Genomic DNA, 16,672 nt, shown 5'->3' with positions numbered 1-16,672 from the left:
TCTGCAGGGAGTGAATATGTCTGAGACCCGGGCGCTGCCGGCGCTGCTGTACAGTCAGGGAGCGCGTCAGGCCGCGCGGTTGCAGGGCGCGACGTCGGCGGCGCTGCCGGCGTTGGCGCTGAGCGACTTTGCCGCCGACAGTCTGGCCGCTCACCCCGCATGGTGGCAGCAGCTGCAGCAGATGCCGCCGCAGGTGCAGGAGTGGCAGCAGTATGCCGGATGGCTGGCGGAGTGTCTGGCGCCGGTGCAGGATGAGGCGACGCTGATGCAGGCGCTGCGCCTGTTTCGCCGCCACATGCTGACGCGGATTGCCTGGATGCAGGCCAGCGACCAGACCGACTGTCAGCAGACCCTGCTCCAGCTGAGCGCGCTGGCGGAGACGCTGGTTATCGGCGCGCGCGACTGGCTATACCACCGCTGTTGTCAGGAGTGGGGTGTTCCCTGCAACGCCGCCGGTGAGGCCCAGCCGCTGCTGATCCTGGGGATGGGCAAACTGGGTGGCGGCGAGCTGAATTTCTCCTCGGATATCGATCTTATCTTTGTCTATCCGCAGTCCGGGGCCACCCGCGGCGGCCGCCGCGAGCTGGATAATGCCCAATTTTTTACCCGCCTCGGCCAGCGCCTGATTAAGGCGCTGGATCAGCCGACGGAGGATGGCTTTGTCTATCGGGTCGACATGCGTCTGCGTCCCTTCGGCGACAGCGGTCCTTTGGTGCTGAGCTTCTCCGCGCTGGAGGACTATTACCAAGAGCAGGGGCGCGACTGGGAGCGCTACGCCATGGTGAAGGCGCGTCTGCTGGGCGAAGGGCAGGATCGCGATGGGCAAGCGCTGTACCGTCTGCTGCGTCCGTTTGTGTTTCGCCGCTATATCGATTTCAGCGTGATCCAGTCGCTGCGCAATATGAAGGGCATGATAGCCCGAGAGGTGCGCCGGCGCGGGCTGAAGGAGAATATCAAGCTCGGCGCGGGCGGGATCCGCGAGATCGAGTTTATCACCCAGGTATTCCAGCTGATCCGCGGCGGACGCGAGCGCAGCCTACAGCAGCGTGCGCTGCTGCCCGCGCTGGCGGCGATCGGCGAGCTGGGACTGCTGACGTCGGCGCAGGTGGCGGCGCTGCGCGACGCCTATCTCTTTTTACGCCGTCTGGAGAATCTGCTGCAGGCGATTGACGATCAGCAGACGCAGACGCTGCCGTCGGACGATCTCAACCGGGCTCGCCTGGCCTATGGGATGGGGCTGACGGACTGGGCGGCGCTGCGCCGGGCGCTCCAGGCGTATATGGCGGCGGTACGCGCGATCTTCAATGCGCTGATTGGCGATGATGAACAGGATGAAGAGGAGGGCGGCGATGACGCGGCGCTGCGCTTTGCGCCGCTGTGGCAAGAGCGTTTGGACGAGAGCGAGCTGGCCGCACTGATGCCGCAGCTGGATCCGGCGCAGCGCCTCCGGCTGCAGCAGACGCTGGAGGCGTTCCGCCGCGACGTGGACAAACGCACTATCGGTCCGCGTGGGCGGGAGGTGCTGGCGATGCTGATGCCAGCGCTGCTGGCGCAGGTGTGCGTGCGTGATGACGCGCTGGTGCTGCAGCAGCGTCTGATGCCTCTGCTGCTCAACATCGTGACCCGCACGACCTATCTGGAACTGCTGATGGAGTTTCCGGCGGCGCTGCATCAGCTGATCCGTCTGTGTGCGGCCTCGCCGATGCTGGCCGAGCAGCTGGCCCGCTATCCGCTACTGCTCGATGAGCTGCTCGATCCTGTCACGCTGTATCGCCCGGTGGATCAGGCGTCCTACCGCGACGAGCTGCGTCAGTATCTGCTGCGTATTCCGGATGATGAAGAGCAACGCCTGGAGGCGCTACGCCAGTTTAAGCATGCGCAGCAGTTGCGCATTGCCGCCAGCGATATCGCCGGCGCGCTGCCGGTGATGAAGGTGAGCGATCACCTGACCTATCTGGCCGAGGCGGTGATCGATGCGGTGGTGCAGCAGGCCTGGGAGCAAATGGTGGCGCGCTACGGCCAGCCGACGCATCTGACTGACCATGGGCAGCGCGGGTTTGCGGTGATCGGCTACGGCAAGCTGGGGGGCTGGGAGCTGGGCTATGGCTCGGATCTGGATCTGGTGTTTCTGCTGGACTGTCCGGCAGAGGTGATGACCGACGGGCCACGCTGTATCGATGGACGCCAGTTTTACCTGCGTCTGGCGCAGCGCATTATGCACCTGTTTAGCGCCCGTACCGCCTCCGGCATTCTGTACGAGGTGGATGCTCGCCTGCGCCCCTCCGGCGCCGCCGGCATGCTGGTCAGCACCCTGACCGCCTTCGGCGACTATCAGCGCAGCGAGGCCTGGACCTGGGAGCATCAGGCGCTGGTGCGGGCGCGTCCGGTTTACGGCGACGCGCAGATGCATCGCCAGTTTGACGCCATTCGCCGCGAGATCCTGTGCCGCGGGCGCGATGCGGCGATGCTGCGGCGCGAGGTGGCCGAGATGCGTGGAAAGATGCGCTCCCATCTGGGCAGCCGTGACGCGGCACAGTTTGACATCAAGGCCGATCGCGGTGGCATCGTGGATATCGAATTTATCGCGCAGTATCTGGTGCTGCGCTACGGCGCTGAACAGCCGGGTCTGATCCGCTGGTCAGACAATGTACGCATCTTTGAGATGATGGCGCAATACGCGGTGATGCCGCAGGCTGAGGCCGATGCGCTGACCCATGCCTATGTGACGCTGCGTAATGCGCTGCACCATCTGGCGCTGCAGGCGCAGCCGGGGGTGGTGGAGAGCGCTCGCTTTGCTGATGAGCGGGCGCGGGTCTGCGAGAGCTGGCAGCGCTGGCTGGGGACGGCGCGCTGAGCGCCTGGCCTCAGTAGCGGGAGGCGACCCCCGGCGGGCAGGTTTTGAAGCGGCGGTGCAGCCACATGTACTGGGTCGGCGCCAGCATGATTTCACGCTCCACCACCCGATTCATATAGGCCGCCGTCGCAGTTTGGTCGTCCAGCGGAACGTCCTGCAGCATCGGCTGAATACGCAGGGTATAGCCGCTGCCGTCCGCGTTGCGCAGCGGCATAAAGGGGAGGATCGTCGGTTTGCCCATGCGGGCCAGGATATAGGTACCAGTGGTGGTCGCCGCCTGCTCTACGGCAAACAGCGGCACGAATACGCTGCTGCGCGGGCCGTAGTCATGATCCGGCGCGTACCAGACGATTTCACCCTCTTTCAGCGCTCGGATCATTCCCTTCACGTCGCGGCGATCGAGCATATATTTGTTGGAGCGCAGCCGGCCCCAGGTCTGTAGCCAGTCGAGAACCGGGTTATCGTTAGGGCGGTAGACGCCGACGCCCGGGTTGTGCATTCCGAAGATGCGCGCGCCCAGCTCCAGCGTAAGAAAGTGCATTCCAATCAATAAAATGCCTTTTCCTGTCTGCTTGGCCTGCCGCATGTTTTCCTCGCCTTCGACCCGGCACCAGCGATGGATGCGCCAGTCGGGCCAGAACCAGGCCATTCCGGTCTCGATCAGCGCCATGCCGACAGACTCGAAGTTCTGCCTGACCCACTCTTCGCGCTGCGCCACCGGCATCTGTGGGAAGCAGAGCGCCAGATTGCGCCGGGTCACCTCTACGCGCTTTTTCATAAAGCGCATCGCCGTTTTTCCCAGCATCTTGCCCAGGCGATAGAGCCAGGGATAGGGCAGCAGCATCACCAGGTAGAAGAGCCCGATGCCCAGCCAGGTCAGCCAATAGCGGGGATGCAGCATGCGGCGCTGAAACTGCGGATAAACGTGATTGTCAGACATGGTTATCGTTAATGTATTCTCGAAAATAGATTTAGATTGCTAGTGTAATTGATATCAGGACGATTGTGATAACATTGCGCCCATCTTGATATGTAGGAGTCTGGGGATGAAAGTAACCCTGCCTGATTTTCGCCGCGCCCAGGTGCTGGTGGTGGGCGATGTGATGCTGGATCGCTACTGGTATGGGCCGACTAGCCGGATTTCACCGGAGGCGCCGGTGCCGGTGGTGAAAGTGGAAACTATCGAAGAGCGTCCCGGCGGCGCGGCCAACGTGGCGATGAACATTGCCTCCCTGGGCGCCAACGCGCGCCTGGTCGGTCTGACCGGCGTCGATGACGCCGCCCGTGCGCTGAGCGCGCGCCTGGATGAGGTGCACGTCGAGTGTGACTTCGTTGCGATACCGACCCAGCCAACCATCACCAAGCTGCGCGTCCTATCGCGTAACCAGCAGTTGATCCGCCTGGACTTTGAAGAGGGGTTCGGTGGCGTCGATCCCGAGCCGATCCTGGCGCGAATTCGCCAGGCGCTGCCGCAGCTGGGGGCGATGATCCTCTCTGACTATGCCAAAGGGGCGTTGGCGTCGGTGCAGGCGATGATCCGCCTGGCGCGCGATGCCGGTGTGCCAGTGCTGATCGATCCCAAAGGAACCGACTTTGAGCGCTACCGCGGCGCGACCCTGCTGACGCCAAACCTGTCTGAGTTTGAAGCCGTGGTCGGGCGTTGTCACAGCGAACAGGATATCGTGGATCGCGGCCTGGCGCTGATGGATCGCTTCGATCTGACGGCGCTGCTGGTGACGCGCTCTGAGCAGGGAATGACGCTGCTGCAGCGCGGCATTGCGCCGCTGCATATGCCGACGCAGGCGCAGGAGGTCTATGACGTAACCGGCGCCGGCGATACGGTGATCGGGATGCTGGCGACGTCGATTGCCGCCGGAACGTCGCTGGACGAGGCCTGTTTCCTGGCCAACGCCGCTGCCGGCGTCGTCGTGGGTAAGCTGGGGACCTCGACCGTGTCACCCATCGAACTGGAGAATGCCATTCGTGGTCGCGCCGATACCGGCTTTGGCGTGATGAGCCAGCAGGAGCTGAAAACGGCGGTTCTTCAGGCGCGTCAGCGCGGCGAGAAGGTGGTGATGACTAACGGGGTCTTCGATATTCTGCACGCCGGCCACGTTTCCTACCTGGCCAATGCCCGCAAGCTGGGCGATCGCCTGATCGTGGCGGTGAACAGCGATGCCTCTACCAGCCGCCTTAAGGGGCCGGAGCGTCCGGTCAACCCATTGGCCCAGCGTATGCTGGTGCTGGCGGCACTGGAGTCGGTCGACTGGGTGATCCCGTTTGAGGAGGATACGCCGCAGCGGATTATTGCGGAGATCCTGCCTGACCTGCTGGTCAAGGGGGGCGACTACAGGCCAGAAGAGATCGCCGGGGGGAAAGAGGTGATCGCCGCTGGTGGTGACGTGCGAGTCCTGAACTTCGAGGATGGCTGCTCGACCACCAATATTATCAATACCATCCGTCAGGGTCAGAACGACTGAGCCGCCTATCGCGTCTTGGCAGGATAGGGCAGTGGCTACGTTAAAACAGGAGTTAGGGCTGGTGCAGGGGGTGGGAATGCTGTCCACCTCCCTGCTGGGGACCGGGGTCTTTGCGGTTCCGGCGCTGGCCGCTCAGGTCGCAGGCGACGATAGCCTGTGGGCCTGGCCATTATTGATCGTTCTGGTTTTTCCCATCGCTATCGGCTTCGCCGCGCTGGGGCGTCATTTCCCCAGCGCCGGCGGCGCCGCGCATTTTGTCGGCAAGGCCTTTGGCCCGCACATGGCGCGGGTTACCGGCTGGCTTTTTCTGTCGGTGATTCCGGTGGGACTGCCCGCGTCGCTGCAGATCGCCGCCGGCTTCTGGCAGGCGCTGTTCGGCTGGCAGGGCGCGCCCCTGCTGGCGGTTGAGCTGATTACGCTGCTGGCCGTATGGCTGCTGGGGACGCGGGGGGCGGGATCCAGCGCCAACCTGCAAACCCTGATCGCACTGCTGGTGGTACTGCTGATTGCCGCTGTCTGGTGGCGCGGCGGGATCTCACCGACGCAGATCCCTTGGCCTGCGCCGTCGCAGCTTTCGCTCTCGTCCCTGACGGGGGCGTTGGCGGTGATGTTTTGGTGCTTTGTCGGTCTCGAGGCCTTTGCCCATCTGGCGTCGGAGTTTCGTCATCCGCAGCGTGATTTCCCGCGGGCGTTGCTGCTGGGGCTGCTGTTGGCCGGGGCCGTCTACTGGGCCTGCAGCGTGGCGGTGCTCCACTTTCACGCCTTCGGCGATGGACGAGCGGCGGCGGCGTCGCTGCCGGGGATTGTGGTGCAGCTGTTTGGCCGCCATGCGCTGTGGGTAGCCTGCGTCATCGGTTATTTGGCCTGCTTTGCCAGCCTGAATGTTTATATCCAGAGCTTCGCCCGGCTGGTGTGGTCGCAGGCGCAGCGGCGACCGCGAAGCCGTCTGGCACAGCTCTCCGCCCGTCAGGCGCCGGTCAACGCGCTGACGGCGGTGATGCTGTGCTGTTTGCTGTGCTCGCTGCTGATTTTCCTCAGCGGCCTGTCGCTGGACGCGCTGATCGTGTATGCCAACGGCGTATTCATCATGATCTATCTGCTATGTATGCTGGCCGGATGCCGTCTGCTGCGCGGCCACGCCCGGCTGATGGCGCTAACGGGCAGCGTGCTGTGTCTGCTGCTGCTGGCGATGGTGGGGGGAAGAGCCTATATGCGCTGGGGATGCTGCTGGTATTGTATCTCCTGCTGCCGCGCCGCGCGGCCTCGCACGGCGGGTGATCGTCGCGGGGAGGGCGGGATTATGCCTGCCCGTCCTCAGCCTTGCTCAGGCGCGCCTCCAGGGCGGCTACGCGCTGCTCCAGCAGCGCCAGCTTTTCGCGGGTGCGCAGCAGAACCTGCGTCTGGATCTCAAAATCCTCGCGGTTGACCAAGTCCAGCCGGCTGAGCTGTTGTTGGAGGATTTGGCGCACGCGCTTCTCCATATCATCACCGAACTCGCGCAGTCCTTTTGGCATGGATTGATGCACCTGGCGGGCAATCTGTTCAATTTTCTTGGGATCAATCATGGAGCGTTCCTTGGGCTTCAGAGCAGTTATGCGGTAGCAGATACGTTACCGTAGTGTCATGGCGGATGCCAGAGCGGGCCGTAATTATCCCTCCAGGCCGCGGCATAAGAATAAAAAATGCGCGATAACGAGCCTTGATGACCCTGTTTGTGAGCGAACGCCAATAATCGGCAATGATGATTGCCCGCTACCGGCTTTGGCGCTATAGTCGGTCTGCTTATTCTCAGGGCGGGGTGAAAGTCCCTACCGGCGGTAAATTGGTACGCTTCGGCGTCACCGAAAGCCCGCGAGCGCTCGTACGACCGTGCGGGGTCAGCAGATCTGGTGTAATTCCGGAGCCGACGGTTACAGTCCGGATGGGAGAGAGTAACGATATCTGCCGGGATTCACCCGCTCGCGTTATTTTGGCCGCGCCGCCGCGTGTGCCGCTCCTCAAATTTGCCCTGGTTCTGGTAATTCATACGATTATTGATGAGGTTTTTACCATGAATCAGATTCTGCTTTCCGATTTCGGTACCCCGATGGAGCGCGTAGAGCGCGCCTTGTCCGCCCTGCGCGATGGCCGTGGCGTCATGGTGCTGGATGATGAAAATCGTGAAAATGAAGGCGACATGATCTTTGCCGCCGAGAAGATGACCGTGGAGCAGATGGCGCTGACCATCCGCCACGGCAGCGGTATTGTCTGCCTGTGTATCACCGAAGCGCGTCGTCAGCAGCTGGATCTGCCGATGATGGTGAGCAATAACACCAGCCACTATGGCACCGCCTTCACCGTGACGATTGAAGCGGCGGAAGGAGTGACCACCGGGGTCTCTGCGCAGGATCGCCTGACCACGGTACGCGCGGCCATCGCCGACGGTGCCAAGCCGAGCGATCTTCATCGTCCCGGGCATGTCTTCCCGCTGCGCGCTCGCCCCGGCGGCGTACTGGCGCGCCGGGGTCATACCGAGGCGACCATCGATTTGGTTTCGCTGGCGGGTTTCCGCCCTGCCGGCGTGCTGTGTGAGCTGACCAATGATGACGGTACGATGGCACGTGCTCCGCAGGTGATGGCCTTTGCACGACAGCATGAGATGCCGGTAGTGACCATTGAGGATCTGGTGGCCTATCGTCAGGCCCGTGAGCCGCAGGAGCAGGCCTGCTAATTCGGCAGTCTCAGCGGCTCGGACGTATATATAAAGGGGATAGCCAGCGGCTATCCCTTGCGTTTTTATAGCGGTGTCGCCTGCAGCAGGGCCAGACTCAGTCCCATAACGGTCATGCCGCATAGTACCCCGCGGCTGGGATTGCTGTGCGGATCGATCTCCCGCGCTAGCGGCATAAGCTCATCCACCGACAGCGCGACCATGATCCCGGCGACCAGCGCCATGATCGCAGCCATCCCGACCGGTGACACCGCTGGCCCCAGCAGGGTAAAGGCCAGCAGCCCACCGAGGATCTCCGCCACGCCCGACAGGCTGGCCCACCACAGCGCGCGCAGACGCGAGCCGCTGGCGGCATACACGGGGCCCGCGACGGCCAGCCCCTCTGGAATGTTATGAATGGCTACCGCCAGGGCGATGCCCATCCCCAGCTCCAGATCGGCGCTGGCGGTGACGTAGGTGGCGATACCCTCGGGGAAATTGTGCAGGCTGATACCCAGCGTAAGCAGCAGCGCGGTGCGTTTTAGGCTACGCGGCTTTCGATTCCCCAGTGCGACCATATCGTGGGCGTGCTGGTGGGGCAGCAGGCGATCCAGTAGAAAGTATCCGACCAGACCGAGAATAAACATCGCGTAGCCGAGCAGCGGCGGCATCTGCGGCGTATTCAGCGCCGCGGGCAGCATCTCCATCAGCGAAATCAGTAGCATGATCCCGGCGGCGAAGCCGAGCGAAAAGGCCAGTACGCGATTGGAGGGCTTTTGCCCGATGATGGCCAGCAGAGCCCCGACGGCGGTGGCTCCGCCGGCAAGCAGCGTCAGAAGCAGGGGAATGGACATGGACACGCCTCGTAGTTGATGATAATGATTTTCATTATTTATTAAGTGTGAGCAGAAGTAAATAAATGTGAGCGTGTTATATACAATTCCACCGATTGTCTGTGCCTATTCTATGCTTCTGACTATCAGGCGGGAGGCTGGCGCGTATTCCATGCGCGGAGCCGTTTTTTTATGACAGCCGCGGCGAGCGGCGGGCGATTACGGCGAGGCAATACACTATGAGCGAGGCGACGATGCCGGCGCTGTTTTTAGCGCACGGGAGTCCGATGAACGCCATCGAGGATAATCCGTTCAGCGCCCTGTGGCAGCGCCTGGGACGTGAACTGCCGCGGCCAAAGGCCGTGGTAGCGATCTCGGCCCACTGGTGTACCCAGGGGCTATGGGCAACGGCGATGGCGCAGCCGCGTACCCTGCATGACTTTGGCGGCTTTCCGCCGGCGCTCTCTGCGCTGCGCTATCCGGCGCCAGGTAGTCCTGCATTGGCCCGGGAACTGCAGTCTTTATTGGCGCCGCAGTATACGTTGTCGCTGGATGAGGGTGGCTGGGGACTGGACCATGGCGCGTGGAGCCTGCTGGTTCACCTGTATCCTCAGGCCGATATTCCGGTGATACAGCTCAGCCTCGATCCGCGCCAGCCAGCGGCGTACCACTATCGATTGGGGCAGGCGCTCGCCCCGCTGCGGCAGCGCGACGTCCTGATCTTGGGCAGCGGTAACGTGGTGCATAACCTGCGTACGCTGCGCTGGGAGGCGGAGGCCGAACCTTATCCTTGGGCGAGGCGCTTTGAAGACGTTGTCCGCCAGGGGCTGCGTGAACGTGGTGAGGATGCCGCATTGCTGCGGTTTACCGATGATCCGGATGCTGCGCTGGCTAATCCGACGCCGGAGCACTTCCTGCCGCTGCTGCCGGTGCTGGGCTGCTGGGATGGCGCGGAGCCGCTGCGGGTGTTCGAGCAGGGGATCGTCATGGGATCGCTGAGCATGCTGTCGCTGCAGATAGGCTAAGCGTCACGTTGGGTCGGGATGAGGCATACGGGCGCGGCGTTATCGGCGATGAGCGACGAGCGCGATATATCGACGGCGTTGAGCGTCTGTCTGGATAGCGATAGCGGGATAGGTCAACTGCGGGAATCAAGCGGAAACAGAGAGAATGAAGAGATGCAGGACAAAAGCAAGAGTGGTGCGAAGAGAGGGACTTGAACCCTCACGTCCGTTAGGACACTAACACCTGAAGCTAGCGCGTCTACCAATTCCGCCACCTTCGCACACGGGTGTTGCTGATTGTCGCTCGTCGGCTTTGGTGCGAAGAGAGGGACTTGAACCCTCACGTCCGTTAAGACACTAACACCTGAAGCTAGCGCGTCTACCAATTCCGCCACCTTCGCAAGGTGCCGTCAAAGCGCAATCAATCGTGGTTATGTGGTGCGAAGAGAGGGACTTGAACCCTCACGTCCGTTAAGACACTAACACCTGAAGCTAGCGCGTCTACCAATTCCGCCACCTTCGCATACCGCTGCGTTACTGCTGGAGTAACGTAACCACGGAGGCGAATTCTAGAGATTTTCGTCGCGGCGTCAACAGTTATTTCCTGAATTTTCTGCGATCGGTGCAAATTTGGGCGCGTGAGGCGTAATTTAACCGTTTTGCGCTGAAAAAAAGGCCGACGCACGCCGGCCCCGGCGTCTATCGACGGCTGTGCTCCAGCGCCGCCCGGTCGAGAATGGCGGAGTACACCTTGAATTTCCCGGTCTGGGCCACGACCTCATGGCGACCGAATATGGCGTCCAGCACCTGCGGATAGGGCAGGAAGGCGTTGGCGACGATACGCAGCTCGCCGCCCAGCTGCAGGTGGCTGACGGCGCCGCGGATCAGGGTCTGCGCGGCCAGCAGGCTGGTCTGTACGCCATCATGGAACGGCGGGTTAGAGATGATCAGATCGAAGCGGCCGCTGATATCGGAGAAGACGTTACTGGCGAGCACCTCGCCGTCGATTTCATTCTGCGCCAGCGTTTGCCGGCTGGCGGTCAGGGCGGCGGCGTTCACATCGCTCAGGGTGAGATGGGTCTTCGGCGACATGCGGGCGATGGCGGCGGATAACACCCCGGCGCCGCAGCCGACGTCCAGGACTCGTCCTTCCAGGCCGTGGGGCAGCGAAGAGAGCAGCAGATGGCTGCCGATGTCCAGCCCGTCGCGGCTGAATACGCCCGGCAGCGTGGCGATGCGCAGGCTGCCGGTGTCATAGGACATCCACCAGTCGTTCAGATCGAAGCGGGGCGGCTGGGCCAGCTGACCGTGATATAGGCCGCAGCGGCGGGCGCTGTCTATCTTGTTCAGCGTTAGCATATCGGACGCCAGCTCTTCGGCGCTGCGGACGCCGGCGCGGTTTTCACCGACGATAAACACATCGCAGCCGACCGGCAGCTGCGAGAGTAGCTGAGTCAGCTGGAACAGCGCCTCTGGCTTACTCTTGGGCCAGAAGTAGATCAGGGTATCGACGCCGGCGGCGAACTCTGCCGTGATGGTCAGAGAGAACAGGCAGCGCTCGCCCATGGCGGGATGCAGCGCCTGCCAGTGATGGTACTGGGTGGTGTGGGCGCGGACTTCAACGGCGTTAAACTGCGCGGGCAGCGTATCCTGCAGATCGCCGGCGAACAGGACGCGGCGTGGCTCAAACTCTTCGCCGTGGCGAAGCACGACTTCGCTGGCCGGGGTAAAAGCGGACATGGCACAAAACTCCTCATTAGGCTGACCGGTGATTATAGAGCTTTCACCCGCGTTCTGAAACGCACCATTCACCGCGGCGCTGGCGATCCGCTGCACGGTGCGATGGTGCCGTCGCGACGGGTTTGTTAGCATAGTAGCGCAGACAGGTATCACTGGATTCCGCCGCGGCGGCGGCGCAGAACCGACAGGGGCAGTATGACTTCGCGACGCGATCAACTTTTACAGCAGCTGGGGATAACCCAATGGGTCCTGCGTCGCCCGGCGCTACTGCGCGGCGAGGTCGCGATTACGCTGTCGGCGCAGACACGGCTGCTTATCGTGTCTGAGGCTCCCCTGTCGCCGGACGATCTGTTACTGTGCGATATTCTACGCGCGTTGTCGCTGACGGCGGAGCAGGCGGTGATCCTGACGCCGGAGCAGTATGAGATGCTCAGCGATCGCCAGCGTTACCTGTGTTGGTGGCTGGGGGAGTCTGCCTCCCCTGAGGTTTGCCTCCGCTCTCCGGCGCTCGGTGCGCTTTACCATAACCCCGGCGCCAAGCGCGCCCTGTGGCAGCAAATTTGTCATGAGCAACATCATTTCTTCTCTGACCCCGGCGGACACTGATGCCGCCTATGCCGTGGAGTGCGCCAGTCACGCATTTCCTTGGACCCATAGCACCTTTCTCAGCAATCAGGGCGAGCGTTACTATAACCTGAAGCTGGAATCTCTGGGGCAGCTGGCCGCCTTTGCCATTACGCAGGTGGTGCTGGATGAGGCGACGCTGTTCAACGTGGCCGTTGCCCCCGCCTATCAGCGTCAGGGGCTGGGGCGTACGCTGCTGCTGCGCCTGATTGACGATCTGACCGAGCGCGGCGTGGTGACGCTGTGGCTGGAGGTGCGGGACTCCAATCGGGCCGCCATCGCGTTGTATCATGCGCTGGGGTTCAATGAGGTATCGCTGAGGCGCGGCTACTATCCGACCGCGGACGGCCGTGAGGATGCTCGTATCATGGCGCTGCCGCTGGGGTAGCCGTCTTTTTCGCACGCCCGCGGCGCGATGGTATTCCCCTGCCCGCGGCAGGACGCCTGAAATTGCGCGTTGTCTAACCTGGATAAATCAGGGAAAATGGCGCGCTGATTACCCATTTACGCCTGTGTTGCCCGCCGATGGACGCCGTTTGCGCGCGTCCGCGGGCAGGGCAGCTCAATACAGAATAGAAAATCATGTCGCCAAGTGAATACGCCCGCGAAGTCGCCAAACGGCGCACCTTTGCCATTATTTCTCATCCGGATGCCGGTAAAACCACCATCACCGAAAAGGTGCTGCTATTCGGACAGGCGATCCAGGTCGCCGGAACGGTAAAAGGCCGTGGCTCCAGCCAGCATGCCAAGTCAGACTGGATGGAGATGGAGAAACAGCGCGGTATCTCCATTACCACCTCGGTGATGCAGTTTCCGTATCATGACTGTCTGGTCAACCTGTTGGATACCCCGGGGCACGAGGATTTCTCCGAGGATACCTACCGGACCCTGACGGCGGTGGACTGCTGCCTGATGGTGATCGATGCGGCTAAGGGGGTCGAGGATCGCACCCGCAAACTGATGGAAGTCACCCGCCTGCGCGATACGCCGATCCTGACCTTTATGAACAAACTCGACCGTGATATCCGCGATCCGATGGAGCTGCTGGATGAGGTGGAGAGCGAGCTGAGGATCGCCTGTGCGCCGATCACCTGGCCTATCGGCTGCGGTAAGCTGTTCAAGGGAGTCTACCACCTGTACAAGGATGAAACCTACCTGTACCAAAGCGGTAAGGGGCATACCATCCAAGAGGTTCGGGTGATTAAGGGGCTGGATAACCCGCAGCTGGACGCCGCGGTGGGCGAGGACTTGGCGGCCCAGCTGCGCGAGGAGCTGGAGCTGGTGCAGGGAGCATCTACCGAGTTTGAAGAGGAGGCCTTCCTCAACGGTCAGCTGACGCCGGTCTTTTTCGGTACCGCGCTGGGTAACTTTGGCGTGGATCATATGCTGGACGGCCTGGTGGCCTGGGCGCCGGCGCCGATGCCGCGGATGACCGATGTGCGCGAGGTCAGCGCCGACGAAGAAAAATTCAGCGGCTTTGTGTTTAAGATCCAGGCCAACATGGATCCGAAGCACCGCGACCGCGTCGCCTTCATGCGCGTGGTCTCCGGCCGCTATGACAAGGGGATGAAGCTACGCCAGGTTCGCACCGGTAAGGATGTGGTGATCGCCGATGCATTGACCTTCATGGCCGGCGACCGCGCCCACGTGGAGGAGGCCTACCCGGGCGATATCATCGGTCTGCACAACCACGGTACCATCCAGATCGGCGATACCTTTACCCAGGGCGAGGAGATGAGGTTCACCGGGATCCCCAACTTCGCCCCGGAACTGTTCCGCCGCATCCGCCTGCGCGATCCGCTTAAGCAGAAGCAGTTGCTGAAAGGGCTGGTGCAGCTGTCGGAAGAGGGGGCCGTACAGGTCTTCCGTCCGGTGGCCAATAACGATCTGATCGTCGGCGCGGTCGGCGTACTGCAGTTTGACGTGGTGGTGGCCCGCCTGAAGAGCGAATATAACGTTGAGGCGATCTACGAGTCGGTTAACGTGTCTACCGCGCGCTGGGTCGAATGTGACGACGCCAAGAAGTTCGATGAGTTTCAGCGTAAGAACGAGCTGCACCTGGCGCTGGACGGCGGCGACAACCTGGCCTATATCGCACCGACCATGGTGAACCTGAACCTGACCCAGGAGCGTTATCCTGAGGTGCGCTTCCGCAAGACGCGCGAACACTGATCGGTCTAGCCCCTTTTGGGCGTTGGCGGGACGATCGCGGCGGGCCTTTCGGCCCGCCGTCTTATTTGCGCCGCATCGTCCGTTAAAGCGGACAGAATGATAATATTTCCCTCCTGCGCTGGACTTATCCCAAAGCCTTATCCAAGGTATGCTTAATCCATGTGAGCCGCCCCGTTTGGCGGGGCAACATAGCGGCTGAGCGCGTTGTCATGAGGTTGTAGAGTGGGATACAGAATACCGATTACGCTGGGCAACATTGAGCCCCTGGCCTATAAACCCTACCATCCTGGCAACATCGCGCTGGTGTGCGAGGGCGGGGGACAGCGGGGTATTTTTACCGCCGGGGTGCTGGATGAGTTTCTGCGCGCGCGCTTCAACCCCTTCGATCTCTATTTGGGAACCTCCGCCGGAGCCCAGAACCTGTCGGCCTTTGTCTGTGGTCAGGCTGGCTATGCCCGGCGGGTGATCACCCGCTATACCACCCGCAGCGAGTTTTTTAACCCGCTGCGCTTTGTCCGCGGCGGGCATCTTATTGATCTGGATTGGCTGGTGGATTGCACCTACCGCGATATGCCGCTGGCTTTCGATCGCGCCGAGCGTATGCTGGGACAGCAGCGTCAGTTTTATATGGTCGCCAGCCGTAGCGATGACTTTAGCGCGGCCTATTTTCCGGCGCAGCGCGATAGCTGGCTGCAGGTGATCAAGGCCAGCAGCGCCATCCCCGGCTTTTACCGCAGCGGGGTGGAGCTGAACGGCGTGATCTACCAGGACGGCGGCATCGCAGACGCCGTGCCGGTGCGCGAGGCGTACCGGCTGGGCGCCGATACCATCGTGGTGATACGCACCGTGCCGTCTCAGATGTTCTACACGCCCCGCTGGGTGAAACGCATGGAGTCGCTGCTCAGTGAGAGCAGTCTGCAGCAGATGGTGCGGATGATGCAGCGCCATGAGAAGAGCTATCGTCGCACCCAGCGTTTTATTGAGCAGCCGCCGGGACGTCTGCGTATCTTTGAGATTTATCCGCCCAAACCGCTGGCGAGCCATGCCTTGGGCAGTACGGTGGCATCACTGAACACGGATTACCATCTGGGACGGCGCTGCGCCCGCTATTTTCTGGCGGCCGTTGGGCACTGGCTGCTGCCGCGTGACCTGCCGGCGCATGCCCATGGCCCGGCGAGGCCGTCCGTGCCGCCGCTGGCGCATGAAGCCGTGCGTCAGCCAGCGGGGGAGACGCTGTGATCGCCGCGGCGCTGATCGACACCCATTGCCATTTTGACTTCGCTCCCTTCTGCGGCGATGAGGCGGCAAGCCTGCGCCGCGCCCGGGCGGCGGGGATCTGCGACATCATTGTGCCCAGCATCGATGCCTCTCGTTTTGCGCCGGTGCTGGCGCTTGCCCATCGCTATCCGATGCTGCATGTGGCGCTGGGGCTGCATCCTCTATACATCGAGCACCATCGGGATACGGATATTGCAGCGCTGGATACGCTGCTGGCCCAGGCCGATCCGGCGGTGGTCGCGCTGGGCGAGATCGGGCTGGATCACTACGGTGACGTCCGCCAGCCGGCGCGTCAACTGAGTCTGCTGCAGGATCAGCTGACTCTAGCTCAGCGCTACGATCTGCCGGTGATCCTGCATTCACGTCGCAGCCACGATCTGCTGGCGAAGACGCTGCGCCAGCGGCGGCTAACGCGCACCGGCGTGGTGCACGGGTTTGCCGGCAGTCTGGCCCAGGCGCAGGCCTTCGTGCGTCTGGGGTATGCGATTGGCGTCGGTGGCACGATTACCTACGCACGGGCGAGCAAGACCCGCGCCGCGGTGGCGGCGCTGCCGCTGGAGGCGCTGCTGCTGGAGACCGATGCGCCGGATATGCCATTATCCGGTTACCAGGGCGCGCCCAATCGCCCGGAGCAGCTGACGCGGGTATTTGCGGCCCTGTGCGCACTGCGCAGTGAAACGCCTGCGCAGATAGCCCAGGTGCTGTATGACAACACGCACCGCCTATTTCACTTCCCCCCGCGCGCCTGACACGCGCCGAATCGCCGGTTTTTTACGCACGTAAACGATTAAGTGATGTGATATGCGTCACTTTTTAACAATTTAACTTGCTTCAAGTTGTATAAATTTGTGAGCAATGCGCGCAAACATCGCGGGAGCCCCGTTATAATCCGCCCGCCGGCGATGGACCCCTCCTGTTTTTTGCCTGGCACCAGGAGACGGCTTGCGCCATTGGGCGTGTAAGCCTTATTAAGACTCACACAACAGGGATAATAACCA

The 16,672-nt window shown here is 62.2% G+C and carries 13 protein-coding genes, 3 tRNA genes, 1 pseudogene and 1 riboswitch; of the genes and pseudogenes, 10 read left to right on the top strand and 7 right to left on the bottom strand.

The annotated features are described in order from the left end of the window. Nucleotides 1-16: 16 nt before the first annotated feature. Nucleotides 17-2,854 carry a bifunctional [glutamate--ammonia ligase]-adenylyl-L-tyrosine phosphorylase/[glutamate--ammonia-ligase] adenylyltransferase gene (gene glnE / locus QY76_RS00575; protein ID WP_045425332.1) on the top strand — a complete coding sequence of 946 codons (2,838 nt, stop codon included), beginning with the start codon at nucleotides 17-19 and terminating at the stop codon, nucleotides 2,852-2,854. Between the two features lie 10 nt (nucleotides 2,855-2,864). Here glnE and QY76_RS00570 read toward each other — a convergent pair whose 3' ends face one another. Beyond that, entirely contained in the window at nucleotides 2,865-3,794 is a 930-nt protein-coding gene (locus QY76_RS00570; RefSeq protein WP_034162823.1) for a Kdo(2)-lipid IV(A) acyltransferase, read from the bottom strand. 106 nt (nucleotides 3,795-3,900) lie between these two features. Here QY76_RS00570 and hldE point away from each other — a divergent pair, with 106 nt between their 5' ends. Together hldE and yjeH are read left to right on the top strand one after the other, a co-directional pair. After that, nucleotides 3,901-5,334 (top strand): bifunctional D-glycero-beta-D-manno-heptose-7-phosphate kinase/D-glycero-beta-D-manno-heptose 1-phosphate adenylyltransferase HldE, encoded by a 1,434-nt coding sequence (hldE, locus tag QY76_RS00565; protein WP_034162821.1) that lies wholly within the window; start codon nucleotides 3,901-3,903, stop codon nucleotides 5,332-5,334. 31 nt (nucleotides 5,335-5,365) lie between these two features. Further along, a pseudogene (gene yjeH / locus QY76_RS00560) lies at nucleotides 5,366-6,612 on the top strand (L-methionine/branched-chain amino acid transporter). Between the two features lie 20 nt (nucleotides 6,613-6,632). On the opposite strand, the gene QY76_RS00555 reads toward yjeH, so the two are convergent. Next, entirely contained in the window at nucleotides 6,633-6,899 is a 267-nt protein-coding gene (locus QY76_RS00555) for an accessory factor UbiK family protein (RefSeq protein WP_034162818.1), read from the bottom strand. Between the two features lie 215 nt (nucleotides 6,900-7,114). Beyond that, nucleotides 7,115-7,271: riboswitch (FMN riboswitch) on the top strand. A 113-nt stretch (nucleotides 7,272-7,384) separates the two neighbouring features. On the opposite strand from QY76_RS00555, the gene ribB reads away from it, so the two are divergent. Continuing rightward, nucleotides 7,385-8,044 (top strand): 3,4-dihydroxy-2-butanone-4-phosphate synthase, encoded by a 660-nt coding sequence (gene ribB / locus QY76_RS00550; RefSeq protein WP_034162977.1) that lies wholly within the window; start codon nucleotides 7,385-7,387, stop codon nucleotides 8,042-8,044. Between the two features lie 65 nt (nucleotides 8,045-8,109). Here ribB and zupT read toward each other — a convergent pair whose 3' ends face one another. Next, nucleotides 8,110-8,877: a zinc transporter ZupT gene (gene zupT / locus QY76_RS00545; protein WP_034162817.1), complete on the bottom strand. Its 768-nt coding sequence runs from the start codon at nucleotides 8,875-8,877 to the stop codon at nucleotides 8,110-8,112. 218 nt (nucleotides 8,878-9,095) lie between these two features. Here zupT and ygiD point away from each other — a divergent pair, with 218 nt between their 5' ends. Further along, nucleotides 9,096-9,881 carry a 4,5-DOPA dioxygenase extradiol gene (ygiD, locus tag QY76_RS00540; protein WP_034162815.1) on the top strand — a complete coding sequence of 262 codons (786 nt, stop codon included), beginning with the start codon at nucleotides 9,096-9,098 and terminating at the stop codon, nucleotides 9,879-9,881. A 173-nt stretch (nucleotides 9,882-10,054) separates the two neighbouring features. On the opposite strand, the gene QY76_RS00535 is transcribed toward ygiD, so the two are convergent. From QY76_RS00535 to rsmC, 4 genes are all read right to left on the bottom strand, one after another. Further along, a tRNA-Leu gene (locus QY76_RS00535) sits at nucleotides 10,055-10,141 on the bottom strand. A 33-nt stretch (nucleotides 10,142-10,174) separates the two neighbouring features. Continuing rightward, nucleotides 10,175-10,261, bottom strand: a tRNA-Leu gene (locus QY76_RS00530). 35 nt (nucleotides 10,262-10,296) lie between these two features. Further along, a tRNA-Leu gene (locus QY76_RS00525) sits at nucleotides 10,297-10,383 on the bottom strand. A 176-nt stretch (nucleotides 10,384-10,559) separates the two neighbouring features. Then, nucleotides 10,560-11,600 carry a 16S rRNA (guanine(1207)-N(2))-methyltransferase RsmC gene (gene rsmC, locus QY76_RS00520; protein ID WP_045425327.1) on the bottom strand — a complete coding sequence of 347 codons (1,041 nt, stop codon included), beginning with the start codon at nucleotides 11,598-11,600 and terminating at the stop codon, nucleotides 10,560-10,562. Nucleotides 11,601-11,795: 195 nt separating this feature from the next. On the opposite strand from rsmC, the gene QY76_RS00515 reads away from it, so the two are divergent. The 5 genes from QY76_RS00515 to QY76_RS00495 all read left to right on the top strand — a co-directional run bounded on the left by QY76_RS00515 (nucleotide 11,796) and on the right by QY76_RS00495 (nucleotide 16,423). Further along, the gene (locus tag QY76_RS00515) at nucleotides 11,796-12,206 is read left to right on the top strand and encodes a DNA polymerase III subunit psi (RefSeq protein WP_034162814.1); all 411 of its coding nucleotides are present in this window, start codon (nucleotides 11,796-11,798) and stop codon (nucleotides 12,204-12,206) included. Then, nucleotides 12,166-12,612, top strand: coding sequence for a ribosomal protein S18-alanine N-acetyltransferase (rimI, locus tag QY76_RS00510; RefSeq protein WP_045425324.1), 447 nt, complete (start codon nucleotides 12,166-12,168; stop codon nucleotides 12,610-12,612). The genes QY76_RS00515 and rimI overlap by 41 nt, the downstream gene beginning before the upstream one ends. Before the next feature lie 194 nt (nucleotides 12,613-12,806). Further along, on the top strand, nucleotides 12,807-14,396 hold the full coding sequence (gene prfC, locus QY76_RS00505; protein ID WP_045425320.1) for a peptide chain release factor 3: 1,590 nt from the start codon (nucleotides 12,807-12,809) through the stop codon (nucleotides 14,394-14,396). A gap of 222 nt (nucleotides 14,397-14,618) precedes the next feature. Then, the gene (locus QY76_RS00500) at nucleotides 14,619-15,635 is read left to right on the top strand and encodes a patatin family protein (protein WP_034162810.1); all 1,017 of its coding nucleotides are present in this window, start codon (nucleotides 14,619-14,621) and stop codon (nucleotides 15,633-15,635) included. Further along, nucleotides 15,635-16,423: a TatD family hydrolase gene (locus tag QY76_RS00495; protein WP_045425535.1), complete on the top strand. Its 789-nt coding sequence runs from the start codon at nucleotides 15,635-15,637 to the stop codon at nucleotides 16,421-16,423. Before QY76_RS00500 ends, QY76_RS00495 begins: the two co-directional genes overlap by 1 nt. The last annotated feature ends 249 nt before the right edge of the window (nucleotides 16,424-16,672 follow it).

The organism is Edwardsiella sp. EA181011, assembly GCF_000800725.1.
Taxonomy (GTDB): domain Bacteria; phylum Pseudomonadota; class Gammaproteobacteria; order Enterobacterales; family Enterobacteriaceae; genus Edwardsiella; species Edwardsiella anguillarum.
This window is presented reverse-complemented; position numbering and strand designations above follow the sequence as displayed.

Coding starts and splice junctions, on each gene's coding strand:
- glnE (WP_045425332.1), top strand. CDS start 17: ATGTCTGAGACCCGGGCGCTGCCGGCGCTGCTGTACAGTCAGGGAGCG.
- QY76_RS00570 (WP_034162823.1), bottom strand. CDS start 3,794: ATGTCTGACAATCACGTTTATCCGCAGTTTCAGCGCCGCATGCTGCAT.
- hldE (WP_034162821.1), top strand. CDS start 3,901: ATGAAAGTAACCCTGCCTGATTTTCGCCGCGCCCAGGTGCTGGTGGTG.
- QY76_RS00555 (WP_034162818.1), bottom strand. CDS start 6,899: ATGATTGATCCCAAGAAAATTGAACAGATTGCCCGCCAGGTGCATCAA.
- ribB (WP_034162977.1), top strand. CDS start 7,385: ATGAATCAGATTCTGCTTTCCGATTTCGGTACCCCGATGGAGCGCGTA.
- zupT (WP_034162817.1), bottom strand. CDS start 8,877: ATGTCCATTCCCCTGCTTCTGACGCTGCTTGCCGGCGGAGCCACCGCC.
- ygiD (WP_034162815.1), top strand. CDS start 9,096: ATGAGCGAGGCGACGATGCCGGCGCTGTTTTTAGCGCACGGGAGTCCG.
- rsmC (WP_045425327.1), bottom strand. CDS start 11,600: ATGTCCGCTTTTACCCCGGCCAGCGAAGTCGTGCTTCGCCACGGCGAA.
- QY76_RS00515 (WP_034162814.1), top strand. CDS start 11,796: ATGACTTCGCGACGCGATCAACTTTTACAGCAGCTGGGGATAACCCAA.
- rimI (WP_045425324.1), top strand. CDS start 12,166: ATGAGCAACATCATTTCTTCTCTGACCCCGGCGGACACTGATGCCGCC.
- prfC (WP_045425320.1), top strand. CDS start 12,807: ATGTCGCCAAGTGAATACGCCCGCGAAGTCGCCAAACGGCGCACCTTT.